At 64.5% G+C, this 13,138-nt stretch carries 12 protein-coding genes; 6 read left to right on the forward strand and 6 right to left on the reverse strand.

Features of this window, described 5'->3' with window-relative positions:
* Positions 1-76: 76 nt before the first annotated feature.
* Positions 77-532, reverse strand: coding sequence for a DUF1942 domain-containing protein (locus tag K6L26_RS16240; protein WP_019346265.1), 456 nt, complete (start codon positions 530-532; stop codon positions 77-79).
* A 586-nt stretch (positions 533-1,118) separates the two neighbouring features.
* Here K6L26_RS16240 and K6L26_RS16245 point away from each other — a divergent pair.
* The 4 genes from K6L26_RS16245 to K6L26_RS16260 all read left to right on the forward strand — a co-directional run bounded on the left by K6L26_RS16245 (position 1,119) and on the right by K6L26_RS16260 (position 4,470).
* A complete protein-coding gene (locus K6L26_RS16245; protein WP_245008602.1) occupies positions 1,119-1,688 on the forward strand; it encodes a hypothetical protein in 570 nt (189 codons plus the stop codon).
* Positions 1,689-1,826: 138 nt separating this feature from the next.
* Complete coding sequence (locus K6L26_RS16250) at positions 1,827-2,297, forward strand: cellulose-binding domain-containing protein (protein WP_221850788.1); 471 nt, start codon at positions 1,827-1,829, stop codon at positions 2,295-2,297.
* 117 nt (positions 2,298-2,414) lie between these two features.
* Positions 2,415-3,017, forward strand: a complete 603-nt coding sequence (locus K6L26_RS16255; protein ID WP_221850790.1) for an LGFP repeat-containing protein — start codon at positions 2,415-2,417, stop codon at positions 3,015-3,017.
* Positions 3,018-3,318: 301 nt separating this feature from the next.
* Positions 3,319-4,470, forward strand: coding sequence for an MCE family protein (locus tag K6L26_RS16260; RefSeq protein ID WP_245008756.1), 1,152 nt, complete (start codon positions 3,319-3,321; stop codon positions 4,468-4,470).
* 13 nt (positions 4,471-4,483) lie between these two features.
* On the opposite strand, the gene K6L26_RS16265 is transcribed toward K6L26_RS16260, so the two are convergent.
* The 3 genes from K6L26_RS16265 to allB form a co-directional block, all read right to left on the reverse strand.
* Positions 4,484-5,293 (reverse strand): LLM class F420-dependent oxidoreductase, encoded by an 810-nt coding sequence (locus K6L26_RS16265; RefSeq protein WP_221850793.1) that lies wholly within the window; start codon positions 5,291-5,293, stop codon positions 4,484-4,486.
* 58 nt (positions 5,294-5,351) lie between these two features.
* Entirely contained in the window at positions 5,352-7,046 is a 1,695-nt protein-coding gene (locus K6L26_RS16270; RefSeq protein WP_085141534.1) for a GMC family oxidoreductase, read from the reverse strand.
* Between the two features lie 87 nt (positions 7,047-7,133).
* Positions 7,134-8,501 (reverse strand): allantoinase AllB, encoded by a 1,368-nt coding sequence (gene allB / locus K6L26_RS16275; RefSeq protein ID WP_019344546.1) that lies wholly within the window; start codon positions 8,499-8,501, stop codon positions 7,134-7,136.
* Between the two features lie 220 nt (positions 8,502-8,721).
* On the opposite strand from allB, the gene K6L26_RS16280 reads away from it, so the two are divergent.
* Both K6L26_RS16280 and K6L26_RS16285 read left to right on the forward strand, forming a co-directional pair.
* Positions 8,722-10,227, forward strand: a complete 1,506-nt coding sequence (locus K6L26_RS16280) for an NCS1 family nucleobase:cation symporter-1 (RefSeq protein WP_019344547.1) — start codon at positions 8,722-8,724, stop codon at positions 10,225-10,227.
* Positions 10,228-10,236: 9 nt separating this feature from the next.
* Entirely contained in the window at positions 10,237-10,959 is a 723-nt protein-coding gene (locus K6L26_RS16285) for an aspartate/glutamate racemase family protein (protein ID WP_019344548.1), read from the forward strand.
* Between the two features lie 51 nt (positions 10,960-11,010).
* Here the strand turns inward: K6L26_RS16285 and K6L26_RS16290 are convergent, their stop codons facing one another.
* Together K6L26_RS16290 and K6L26_RS16295 are read right to left on the reverse strand one after the other, a co-directional pair.
* Positions 11,011-11,826, reverse strand: a complete 816-nt coding sequence (locus tag K6L26_RS16290) for a bifunctional allantoicase/(S)-ureidoglycine aminohydrolase (RefSeq protein WP_019344549.1) — start codon at positions 11,824-11,826, stop codon at positions 11,011-11,013.
* Complete coding sequence (locus tag K6L26_RS16295; protein ID WP_221850795.1) at positions 11,823-13,100, reverse strand: DUF6986 family protein; 1,278 nt, start codon at positions 13,098-13,100, stop codon at positions 11,823-11,825. Before K6L26_RS16295 ends, K6L26_RS16290 begins: the two co-directional genes overlap by 4 nt.
* Positions 13,101-13,138 lie beyond the last annotated feature (38 nt).

Genomic DNA, 13,138 nt, shown 5'->3' on the forward strand with positions numbered 1-13,138 from the left:
CGCCCGAACGGGAATGTCGGTGCAGCGTTGCGGATTTCGGTTGGCACCGAAATCCGCCGATGTGGGCGCGAACTGGTCAGCCCTTCCAAACCACCTTGTCAGTGCCGCCGGCATCCCGGTAGACAACGCTGTCGGGAACTGTGCCGCCGCGTACGTCGAAGTAGACGCGGCCGGTGGCTTGACTGCCCGGCGCGATCGGCTGGTTGGGCAGGCCGTCCGTCTGGTTGCCCTTCATATTCGCGTAGGTGGAGCTGTTGACCGCTCGCGCGTTGAAATCGGAAATGTTCGGAGTCGGGGAGCCGCTGACGGCTTGGGCGGTGACATCCGAGTACCAGATGCCATCGTTGTGACCGCTGGGTTGCAAGTTACTCACGGTGTAGTCGATTGCCCCACCAGGGCTGGGCACCTCTGCGGTTTGGCCGAACTGAAGCACTTCTGGATCTGCGAGGGCCACCGGTGCCGCCAAAACTCCCGCTGCCGCGATCCCCGCGGCCGCCGCCGTCGTCTTCAGTGCGATGTGTGAGAACGTCATGTCACGACTCCCTCCGCCAGATTCCCGCTGTTCAGGAATGGCTATGGTCTGTTCCGCTGACTGCGTAGCCGCGCCTGCAGATTTCAAACCTTGTTCGAAAAACTCCGCAGCAGGCTGATTTAGCAAATGTGAGCTGCGTCGGATTCTGACCGTTGTCGAGCCCGCGTCACCGAAGTCGTTCTGGCGTTTTGGCAGATCCAGGATGATCCAATAGAGTGCTCGGCTAATTACTACGATGCCGTAGTACGAGGCAAGGTGACATAGATCACAGCGTGGCAAACTGGGGAGGTAATTGCCGCGCATGGTGACGTGCTGGCGTAGGCCGGCATCTGCGTTGTCGCACCGGTTGCGCGCGCAGCAAACTCTTGCAGTCCAACCCCGCTTTTCGTGCCGAGAAGCGGGGTGGCGGGGGTGTTCGTGTTCGCCACACGAATCGACAAGTTCAAACCCCCACAAGGAGAGCTAGACCATGCCGCAAGCCAACCGGGCAATCGAGACGTTCGGTAGACCGAAGCACGCAAAAAAGATCATTTCCACCGTCCTCGTTGCCTCTGGCCTCGGTGGGGCCGCTCTGGTTACTTCGCCGGTGCACCAGCATCCTGCGGTCACGGTCGAACAGCCGCCGGTGCGCGGCGCCGTCCCCAATGTGGCGGCAGCGGCCATCCCTGCGCCGGCACCGGTAGTCGTCACCAAGGACTCCAGCGCGCAGGACATCGTCAAGGCCATCGTGAGCCAGGGCAGGGCTGCCAGGTTGACTGATGACCAGATCAAGACCGTCATCGCCACTGCGAAAATCGAGTCCAGCTTCCGGCCCGCCGTTTCCGGTGGTGTGCAGGCCTACGGGGGGCCGGGAGGCGCTGCGGATGAGGTCATCGGATTGTTCCAGGAGAAGGCCAGCTTCGGCACCGTTGCTGACCGCCAAGATCCCAACAAGTCGATCGCCCGGTTCATCGCCCGCTTCAGCGAGGCGTTCAACAAGTACCGGATCACAAGCGGTGACGCGGTTTTGGCGGCAACGCTCGCGCAGAACCCGCAATTGCTGAAGTACCACGGCGGGGTTGGAACCCACTACTACAACACGGTCAAAGCCGCGATGGGTGCGGCCGACGACTTATACCGCCGGGCCGCGGGTGCATTGCTGCAGCCGGTGACCTAAACCGGAGGTAGACAGGCACTTTCGTGGTTCGGGCCCGGTGCATGTGACCGTTACCGGCTGTATCTGTCACGGGTTCCCGATTCCGGTCAAAGTTTCGCAATGGTTTCAGTTGGGCAAAGTTACTGCAGCTGACCGGCGATGCGTGGATCGACGTTCACCGTCTCGGCTCTAGTGTTTGCTGCTGTGGTCAGACCCGACAAGCGCGTGAAGCGCTGGAGCGCAGCGCTTCACGTAACGTTGGCCGCGATGATGGTCGCGGCCGGGCTTGCCATCACCGCGGTCGCTCATGCTGCTGGGGCCGCCGCCAGGCTGTCAGTGACATCGACGTGGCAAACCGGTTTCATCGCCCGCTTCACCATCGTCAACGCCAGTGCGGTACCGATGACGGATTGGCGTCTCGAATTCGACTTGCCGCCAGGAGAATCCGTCTCACATACGTGGAGTAGCACGCTTACCCGATACGGCACCCACTATGTTCTCGGGCCTGCGAACTGGAATCGCATCATCCAGCCGGGCGGTTCAGCTACAGGTGGGCTGAGGGGCGTGCTGTCCGGTGTCTACTCGCCACCGTCGAATTGCGTACTCAATGGGCAATATCCGTGCTCCTAGCGGTGATTACTGAGCTGTAGACGGCGACTGCCTGCGCCACTCGAGCGGTTCGGTTATAGTCCGGCCGGGCGGGGTTCAGCCGAATTTCCCCCTACGGGAAGCCGCGAGAGGGAGCTCATGAGGACGATCGCATACCACCGCACGGCACTCGTCGGCCTCTCGGCCGTCGCGCTGCTCACTGCGGGATGCAGCAATGGCCAGAGTGTCGATACGTCGGTGCAGCCCCAAGTCGGGTTGATCGCCACCTCTACGACTGAAACACCGCCCAGCGAGGTGAAGTTGCAGGGGGAGCGCGATGTCGAGGTGACGCTGACCGGTCCGATCGCTGCCAAGTACTCGTCGGCAACCCAAAGTCAGAAGCAGGCGCTCGGCAAACCGCTCACCGGTGACCGCAACGCCGGAACCCGTGACAGCGGCTTGGTCTTTCAGCAGTTCCAGGGCGGGGTGATCACTGCCAAGAACAACGCCGCGGATACGCCCGCATACATCACCTGGGGCAAGATCAGGGAGGCGTGGAATGTCCCACGTGACCCGGAGGGCGCACCCGAGGTCACCGGCGAGAACGGCTCGGTCGGCCCGCTGGGTGCTCCCACCAGTGATGAGACTGCCGATGGCGATCTGCTCGTGGAGACGTTCGAGCACGGCAAAATCACCTACAACACCAAGACCCATGAGGTCGAGGTGACGGTCGACGGCAAGGTTGTGCCGTCCGGACTGTGACGACAGGCGTTCGCCGTTACGCCGATTACTCGGCGCCCCTGACTGTGATGACGGTCTCCTTGCGATAGCAATTTGATGTTTGCCGCATCAGGCGGCTTGCAGTTGCAGTCGTCTCGGGTTGTTTGCGAGAGTTCTGCTCGCTCACTCGCTGGCTATGTCTATTGCTCATCGAACTGGCCGGCTGCGTCAACAAGTCGGAGGTTTGTGCGTGGCCGTGTCTGCTGCGACATCGCGGGTCCGGTCCCGGCGGCGGTTCACGCACTGGCGGTACGACCCGCCTTACAAGACGGCGTCCGCGGGCATGATCGTCCTCCTGGTTGCGGTGCTGACGTTGACGTGGATGCAGTTCCGTGGGTCCTTCGAGGACAAGACGCAGCTGACGGTGTTGTCGGGGCGGGCTGGTTTGTCGATGGATCCGGGTTCGAAGGTCACTTTCAATGGTGTGCCGATCGGCCGGTTGGCTTCGATCGATGTGGTCACTGTCGGTGACAATCCCGAGGCCAAGCTGACGTTGGACGTCAAGCCGCAGTATCTGAAGTTGATCCCGGAGAATGTGACCGCGGAGCTGCGGGCGACGACGGTGTTCGGCAACAAGTACATCTCGTTCTTGTCGCCGCCCAACCCGTCGCCGCAGCGGTTGACCCCGGACACGCCGATCCGGGCTCAGGGGGTGACCACGGAGTTCAACACGCTGTTCGAGACGATCACCGCGATCTCTGAGCAGATCGATCCGATCAAGTTGAACCAGACGCTGACCGCGACGGCGCAGGCGCTTGACGGGTTGGGTGACAAGTTCGGTCGGTCGATCGTCAACGGCAATGACATCTTGGCGGATCTGAATCCGCGGATGCCTCAGATTCGTCGCGATATCTCGGGTCTGGCCGATCTGGGTGAGGTGTATGCCGATGCGGGTCCGGATCTGTTCGACGGGTTGACCAACGCTGTCACGACGGCGCGTTCGCTCAATGAGCAGCGTGGCAATCTGGATCAGGCTCTGGTCGCGGCGGTCGGTTTCGGCAATACCGGTGGTGACATCTTCGAGCGCGGTGGGCCGTATCTGGTGCGCGGTGCACAAGACCTGCTGCCGGTGAGCGAGATGCTCGACCGCAACAGCCCTGCGCTGGCGTGTTCTGTCCGCAACTACGCCGAGGCTGCGCCGAAGTTCGCCCAGCAGACCCGTAACGGGTATGCCCTTGAGCTACAAGATTTCCTGATCGGTGCGGGCAATCCCTACGTGTATCCGGACAACCTGCCGCGGGTCAACGCCAAGGGCGGCCCCGAGGGCCGGCCCGGCTGCTGGCAGCCGGTCACCAAGGACCTCTGGCCGGCCCCGTACCTGGTGATGGATACCGGTGCCTCGATCGCCCCGTACAACCACCTCGAACTGGGTCAACCGCTGGTTTCCGAGTACGTGTGGGGCCGCCAGGTCGGCGAGCACACCATCAACCCCTAGGCGCCGGGACGAGTCACCCGTTGTCCCGCCACGCGAGCACCTCTTTGAGGGAGGTGAGGTCGTAACCGTTGTCGGCGGTGAGCTCGGTCTGGAACAACCTGACGCCTGCCTCGCGGAAGGCATCGGCGCTGTCGGGGTCCTGCCACAGCGTCGAGCGTTCGATATCGGCGCCGTTGCGGCCGAACGTCGCTGCCAGCTCGTCGACGCGGTCGCTGGACCGGCGGAAGGCGTCGAGATCCTGGAACGCGTGCCAGATGTCGGCGTGCCGGGCGACTGCGGGCAGCGAGCGCTTGGGCCCCGTGCCGCCGATGAGGATCGGCACCTTGCGCACGGGCGGTGGGATCAGTGCAGCGAGCCGGTTTTCGATGCGGATCAGACTTTCGTCGAACAGATCGAAGCGGGAGCCGAAGGTGCCGAAGTCGTAACCGTAAGTGGTGTAGTCCTTTTCGTACCACCCCGCGCCGAGGCCGAGGATGAGCCGGCCGCCGCTGATGTGGTCCACGGTGCGCGCCATGTCGGCGAGCAGGTCAGCGTTGCGGTATCCGACGCCGGTGACGAGGAGCCCGATCTCGGCGTGTGAGGTGATCTCGCCCCACGACGCGAGCGCGGTCCAACCTTCGAAGTTGGCGACGTCGGGCTGCTCGTCGAACAGGACGGGCTTGCCGTCGACGATGCCTTTCATGGCGGGTCGGTGAAAGTGGTCGTAGCCGAAGATCACGTCGACGCCGAGGTCGTCGGCGGCCAGGACGGCATCGCGCCACGTGCGGTAATCGGGCGCACCGCCCGGCTGGATCTGTACGGCAACTCGAACGGGTCGGGTCATGAGTGCTCCTGAGTCGGGGAAGAGACGACTCTTGGCCCAAGTTCAGCAGGCGCCCGGTTTATTCCAGAATCGCCCGCGCCGCGCGTTCCGCGATCAGCATGACCGGTGCGTTGGTGTTCCCGGACGTGATGTTGGGCATCGCCGATGCGTCAACCACGCGCAGGCCGGCGACCCGGTAAACGCGACAGTCGGTGTCGAGCACCGTTGTTGCCGATGCCGGGACACCCTGTGTATCAAAGGATCCCATCGCACATGTGCCCACCGGGTGAAAGATGGTCGTACCCAATTCGCCGGCCGCCTGCTGTAGGTCTTCGTCGCTGACCAGTTGCGGGCCCGGCAACAACTCTTGCGGGCGGTAGGGCGCCAGCGCCGGCGCTGCCATGATCTGCCGGGTCATCCGCAGGCCCGTCACCGCAATGCGGCGATCGGCGGCGGTGGACAGATAATTGCAGGAGATCTTGGGGTTGGTCAGCGGATCGGCACTGGCGATGCGCACGTGGCCGCGCGAGCTGGGCCGCAGATTGCACACTGAGGGAGTAATGGCTCCGAAACGATGCAGCGGTTCACCGAACTTGGGCAATGACAACGGCTGCACATGCCACTCCAAATCCGGACTGGCCAGCGCCGGATCGCTTTTCGCGAAAGCTCCCAGCGTGGAGGGCGGCATGGTCATCGGTCCCGACCGCAGCGTCAGGTACTGAAGTCCCATGCCACCGCGGGTGATCCAATTGCGGTACAGCGTGTTGACGGTCCGGGCGCCCTGGATGCGGTAGACGGTCCGCAGTTGCAGATGGTCCTGCAGGTTCTCGCCCACTCCCGGCAGATCGACGACCACCGGCACCTGGTGCTCACTCAGCAGCCCTGCCGGACCCAGCCCCGAAACCTGCATGAGATGTGGCGAGCCGATCGCTCCGGCGCTCAGGATCACCTCCCGGCGCGCTCGGACGTCGATCCGCTGTCCATCCTTGAGTAGTCGCAGGCCGGTGACGCGGTGCTGGGCCGTGGTCCACGCGCCACGCCGTTGATCCTCGCGCACGTGCTCGTCCATCAGCAGCGCCAAGGCCTGAGTATGGGTGAAGACGGTGAGATTGGGGCGGTGGGCGATGGGATGCAGGAAAGCGTCGGCCATCGACCAGCGCCGGCCCCGCCGTTGGTTGACGTGAAAGTAGGCGCTGCCGGAGTTGTCGCCTCGGTTGAACTCGTCGATCGGGGCGATGCCGCGTTGAGCGGCAGCGGCCTGCCAGGCGTCCAAGATCTTCCAACGCACCCGCGGTCGCTCCACGCGGATCTCGCCACCGACGCCATGCCACTCGTCGGCTCCGCCGAAGTAGTCCTCTAACTGCTTGTAGATCGCCAGCGTCTCGCCGGGACCGTCCGAGCCGCCCCACCGCCATCGTTCGTCGCCGGTGGCCTGCGCCCAGAGGTCGTAATCGCTTGCCTGACCACGCATGTGGATCATCGCGTTGATCGACGAGCAGCCGCCGATCACGCGGCCGCGCGCGTAAAGAATGCTACGGCCGGCCAGGCCTGGGTCGGCCTCGGTGGTGAAGCACCAGTCGGTGCGGGGGTTGGCGATGGTGTACAGATAGCCCACCGGGATCTTGACCCAGAACCAGTCGTCTTTGCCGCCGGCCTCGATCAAGAGCACACGGTGATCCGGATTCGCGCTCAGCCGATTGGCGAGCAGGCAGCCGGCACTGCCCGCGCCCACGATGATGAAGTCGAATTCGGCCGTGCTGGGGCTTGGGCTCATATCCGGAATCGTTCCTCCATGGCGTCGGCTGCGTGTTCTCAGTGTGCGCGATGCCTGCGTCGCCGAGTGCGAGGAGGGGTTTGGTGGCTACACGCCGCCGCGGCGCAGCATGCGGCCCTGCGCGGTCTGGAAGTCGACCTTCTTGCCGCGCAACCAGGTGCCTGTCACGACGCCGGCGAGTGCACGCCCGTCGTAGGGGCTGATCGGATTCTTGTGATGCAGCTTGTGCACGTCGACGACCTGTGCCGATTCGGGCTCGAAAATCGCGAAATCGGCGTCGTAGCCGAGTGCGATCTTGCCCTTGTTGTTCAACCCGGCGAGCTCGGCAGGTTTGGCCGCCATCCAATCGAGGACCTGCGAAAGTTCCACGCCGCGACGCTTGGCCTCGGTCCAGATCAACGACAGGCCGAGCTGCAGGGAGGCGACACCGCCCCATGCGACGCCGAAGTCGCCGTTTTCGACGTCCTTCAGGTCGATCGTGGACGGTGAGTGGTCAGAGACGATGCAGTCGATCGTGCCGTCGAGCAGGCCCTGCCACAAAAGCTCCCGGTTCGACGCCTCACGGATCGGTGGACAGCACTTGAATGCGGTCGCGCCGTTCGGGATTTCCTCGGCCAGCAGTGTCAGGTAATGCGGACATGTCTCGACGGTGATCCTGACCCCGTCGCGCTTGGCCGTCGCGATCATCGGCAGTGCGTCCGACGACGACAGGTGCAGGATGTGCGCACGGGCACCGGTCCACCGAGCGCGTTCGATGACTTCGGCGATCGCCACGTTCTCGGCGCCGCGCGGCCGCGACGCGAGGAAGCGACTGTACCGGTCGCCCTCGGCGGTGGGCGCATGGTCGATCGCGCGGGAGTCCTCGGCGTGCACGATCATCATGGAGTCGAAGCCGGCCAGTACGGCCATGTCCTTCTCCATCTCATCGGCGTCGAGATGCGGGAATTCATCGACACCGGAGTGCAGCAGGAAGCATTTGAAGCCGAACACGCCGTCGTCGTGCAGACCGCGTAGATCGCCGGTGTTGCCGGGGATCGCGCCGCCCCAGAAGCCGACGTCGATGTGTATCTTGCCCGCTGCCGCCGCGCGCTTGGCGTTGAGTGCCTCGACGTTGACCGTCGGTGGAATCGAGTTGAGCGGCATGTCGATCAGGGTGGTCACACCGCCCGCTGCCGCTGCGCGGGTAGCGGAGTCGAACCCCTCCCACTCAGTTCGTCCCGGCTCATTGACGTGCACATGGGTGTCGACCAAGCCGGGGATCATGACCTGCTCATCGCTGAGCGTGATGACCTCGGCGCCGGTGAGGCCGCTGCCGAGCGGCTCGATCGCGACGACGCGACCGTCGCGTATGCCGATCTCGCGGGCCACGATCCCCGCTGTCGTCAGGGTGCGCTCGCCGCGGACCACCAGGTCGAAATCGGGTTGATGTGACTGCGTCGGGGCAGCGGCGGTCATGGGCAGTCTCCGTTACTACGAGAATAATTCCTCATTGCGGAATTGAAACTCCACTCTTCGAGCGACTCTAGGTGTGAGCGTCGACACAGTCAATCGGATCCAAGGCTTGACAGGGGCACTGGGATACGACTTACTTATCGTACCTGTGGAATATTACTTCCACATAATGGAATAATAGCGACGGCGTGACGCCGACGCCCCGACCGTGACAGGCGTGTCCATGAGCACAGAGTCCACCGGGCTCATCGGCGACTCCAACCGTACCGATGCCACCCCGTTCGCCGACGTGAGTCCGCATCTGTACAACGCCGATCTGGCGCCCACCAAGCGCGAGGGTCGACGTTGGGGCGCCTACAACATCTTCACGTTGTGGGCCAATGACGTACACAGCCTGGGCAACTACTCGTTCGCCATCGGTCTGTTCGCCCTCGGCCTCGGTGGGTGGCAGATCCTGCTGGCGCTCGGACTCGGCGGCGCCTTCCTTTTCTTACTGCTCAGCCTCTCCGGGTTCATGGGGGAGAAGACCGGCGTCCCGTTCCCGGTGATGAGCCGCATCGCCTTCGGCATCCGCGGAGCGCAGATCCCCGCCGTCATCCGCGGCGCGGTGGCGATCGCGTGGTTCGGCATCCAGACCTACCTCGCATCCGTGGTGCTGCGCATCTTGATCATCGCGCTGGCGCCATCGGCACAGAGCCTCGACTCGAACAGCTTCCTGGGATTGTCGACGCTGGGCTGGATCTCGTTCATCGCGCTGTGGGTGGTCCAGGTGGTCATCGTCAGCTACGGCATGGAGATGATCCGCAAGTACGAGGCGTTCGCCGGTCCGGTCATTCTGATCACGATGGTCGCGCTTGCGATCTGGATGCTCAACAACGCCGACTGGTCCATCGCGTGGGCGACGCCTGATTCACTGACCGGCGGCGACATGTGGCTGAAGATCATCGGCGGCGCCAGTCTGTGGGTCGCGATCTATGGCACGTTCGTGCTCAACTTCTGCGACTTCACCCGCAACGCGACGTCGAAGCGGGCGATCGTGAAGGGCAACTTCTGGGGCATCCCGCTCAACATGCTGGTGTTCGGCGGCATCGTCATCACTCTGGCGGGTGCTCAGTTCCGCATCGACGGACGCATCATCGAGGCGCCCGCCGACATCGTCAAGGAAGTCCCGAACACCCTGCTGCTGGTGCTCGCGGCGCTCGCGCTGCTGATTTTGACCGTCGCGGTCAACATGATGGCCAACTTCGTCGCACCGATCTATGCGCTCAACAACCTCTTCCCGAAGCACCTCAACTTCCGTCGCGCAGCACTCATCTCGGCCGTCATCGGCCTGGTGATCCTGCCCTGGAACCTGTACAACGCGCCTGCCGTCATCAACTACTTCCTGGGTGGGCTCGGCGCCATTCTCGGACCGCTGTTCGGCATCATCATGGCCGACTACTGGCTGGTGCGCCGTTCCAATATCAACGTCCTGGCCCTGTTCACGACGGACGCGGACGGTGAATACCAGTACGCGAAGGGCGTCAATGTCCGTGCCGTGGTCGCCCTCGTCATCACGGCGGTAGTAGCGCTGCTGCTGGCATTCGTTCCGGCGTTCGCGATTGTCTCTGAGTTCTCGTGGTTCATCGGCGCCGGCCTCGGTGCGATCGTGTACCTGGTGGTCGCGGACCGTCGCGGACCGTTCAACGATGTTTCCGGCGAGCCGATCGCCGTGGCGAGCACGCACTAGGGGAGCGCCATGAGAATCCTGGTAGCCAACGTCAACACGACGGTCTCGATGACCGATGCGATTGCTGACTCGGCGCGCGGTGTGGCGTCGCCGGACACCGAGATCGTCGGAATCACACCGCGTTTCGGAGCGGACTCGTGCGAAGGAAACTTCGAGAGCTATCTCGCGGCCATCGCCGTCATGGACGCCATCACGTCGTACCCCGAGCCTTTCGACGCGGTGATCCAGGCCGGCTACGGAGAGCACGGCCGGGAAGGTCTGCAGGAGTTGCTCACCGTCCCGGTGGTGGACATCACGGAGGCGGCCGCGTCGACTGCGATGTATCTGGGGCACAAGTACTCGGTCGTCACCACCCTCGACCGCACCGTCCCGCTGATCGAAGACCGGCTCAAGCTGGCGGGTCTGGACGCCCGATGCGCGTCCGTGCGGGCGTCTGGACTGGGTGTGCTGGAACTGGAGTCGGATCCGGACCGGGCGGTCGAGGCGATCGTGCGTCAGGCGCGAGAGGCAGTCGAGAACGATCACGCCGAAGTGATCTGTCTGGGCTGTGGCGGCATGGCCGAACTCGAGGAGAAGGTGAGGGCGGCGACCGGCGTCCCGATCGTCGACGGGGTCCGCTCGGCGGTCACGATCGCCGAAGGTCTGGTGCGGATGGGCCTGTCCACGTCGAAGGTGCGCACTTACGCGACTCCGCGCGAGAAGAAGGTCACCGGGTGGCCATTTCAGTTGTAGGCCAACTAGTTCAACAAAACGGGCGCCCCGGCGGGGCGCCCGTTTCGTCTGTCAGAGCATGACCTGGCGGTTGACGTCTTTGTACAGCAGGTAGCGGAAGTTCGACGGCCCACCCGCGTAACAGGCCTGCGGGCAGAAGGCGCGCAGCGACAGGAAGTCGCCGGCCTGCACCTCGACCCAGTCGCCGTTGAGGTGATAGACGGCCTTGCCTTCAAGCATCAGCAGGCCGTGTTCCATCACGTGGGTCTCTGCGAACGGAATGGTCCCGCCCGGCTCGAACGTGACGATGTTGACGTGCATGTCGTAGGCGAGGTCCTGCGGGTCGAGCATGCGCGTGGTGCGCCATTTACCGTCGGTGTCGGGCATGGCCGACGGTTCGATGTCCTGCTCGTTGCCGAACTTGACCGACGGGGTGTGGCCCTCGATGGCCTCGTAGCGCTTGCGGATCCAGACGAATGTCGCGTCGGCGTCACCGTTGTTGTGGGCCGACCATTCGGTGCCTGCCGGAAGGTAGGCGAAGCCGCCCTCGGTGAGGGTCTGCGATTGACCTGCCGCCTCGACGGTGAGGGCACCGGAGGTGACGAACAGGAAGCTCTGCACCTCGGGCTGAGGCTCGGGACGCTGCGCCCCGCCGCCCGGCTTGACCTCGACGATCGCCTGGTAGTACGTGGTCGCGCCACCGGCGACCGGACGGTTGATGATCCAGGCGCGGGTGTCGGTCCACTCCGGGAACACCGAGGTGACGATGTCGGAGAGGACGCCGCGCGGGATCACCGTGTATGCCTCGGTGACGATGGCGCGGTCGGTCAGCAGATCGGTCTGCGGCGGCAGGCCGCCGCGGGGCGTGTAGTAGGACGCAGTGGTCACTGATTGCTCCTGGTTGTGCGGCCGAGCGCGATGTCGCGCACGGTGGACGTAGGGAGATCGGTGGCGGTCTCGATCTCCTCGGTGGTGAGGGCGCCGCATACCGCGCCGCGATGGATCACGTTGGCGAGTGCGCGGGCGGTAGCCGGCTCGTCCATCACGGCGGAGTCGAGCTGGTGGACGTAGTTGCGCAGCCGTGTCGCGGCCGGGGCGAAGGCGCCGCGGTAGAACGCGTAGGTCGCCAGGTAGCGGGTGACGAGTTGGGCGGGGTGCATGTCCCAGCCCTGGTAGATGCCGCGTTCCAGGTGGCGCCGGACCAGTCGGGCATGGAGCTTCCATGCCATGGCGATGTTGTCCCGATCGCCGACGGGCAGGATGTTGGTCGAGCCGTCGGACATGTGGACGCCGGTGCCCGCGACCGCGAGTTGCATGACGTTCTTGGCGTGGTCGGCGGCCGGATGCTCCATCGACTGGTAGGCGGCGGCGATGCCGAGCGACGCAGAGTAGTCGTAGGTCCCGTAATGCAGGGAGCTGACGCGGCCCTGGCCGGCGTGGATGAACTGCGCGACGGGTGCGCGGCCGTCGGCGCCGAGGATGGCCTGCGGTGTCTCGACCTGCACCTCGAAGCGAATACGACCGTCCGGCAGTCCATTTGCACGTTCGAGCGCGCTCGCGACCGCGACCATCGCCTCGACCTGGTCGACCGAGGTCACCTTGGGGAGGGTGAGGGTGAGGCCGTCGGGGAGACCACCGGATTCGACGAGCCCGCTGACGAACATGTCGAGCGTGCGCAATCCGCGCGCCCGGGTGCCGGCTTCGAAGCATTTGAACCGGGTGCCGACGAACGGCGTCGAGGCGCCTGCGTCGATGGCGACGCGCAGTGCCGCGATCGCCCGTGCGACATCGGCGTCTTCTGTCGCGTCGTCGAAGGTTCCGTAGCCGTCCTCGAAGTCGATGCGGAGATCTTCGATCGGCTCGGTGGCCAGCTTGGCCTCGACAAGTGCTGCCAGCGTCTCTGGCGCGCAGTCGGTTCCGCTGCTCGCGTCGACGAGCGCGGCCACCGCGTCGAGCCCGCCGGCGTCTTTCGCCGCCGTGAGAGCGCTGGCTCCCCAGTGGGCGGGCATTGTCGCCGAGTACCGGTTGCCTGGAACGTAGACGGTATGGACGGGCTGCCGACGGCCGTCGTCGCCGGGGTAGTGGGCCGCCAGTCGTTTGTCGGCGGCCGAGAGGCGGCGGTCGACATCGGCCAGCACCGAGTCATCGAGGCGTCGTGTCACGCGCGTCCCCCTCAGTTTGGAAGTTTCTGTGGAGCACA

Origin of the sequence: Mycobacterium farcinogenes (genome assembly GCF_019739075.1) — a bacterium.
GTDB classification, from domain to species: domain Bacteria; phylum Actinomycetota; class Actinomycetes; order Mycobacteriales; family Mycobacteriaceae; genus Mycobacterium; species Mycobacterium senegalense.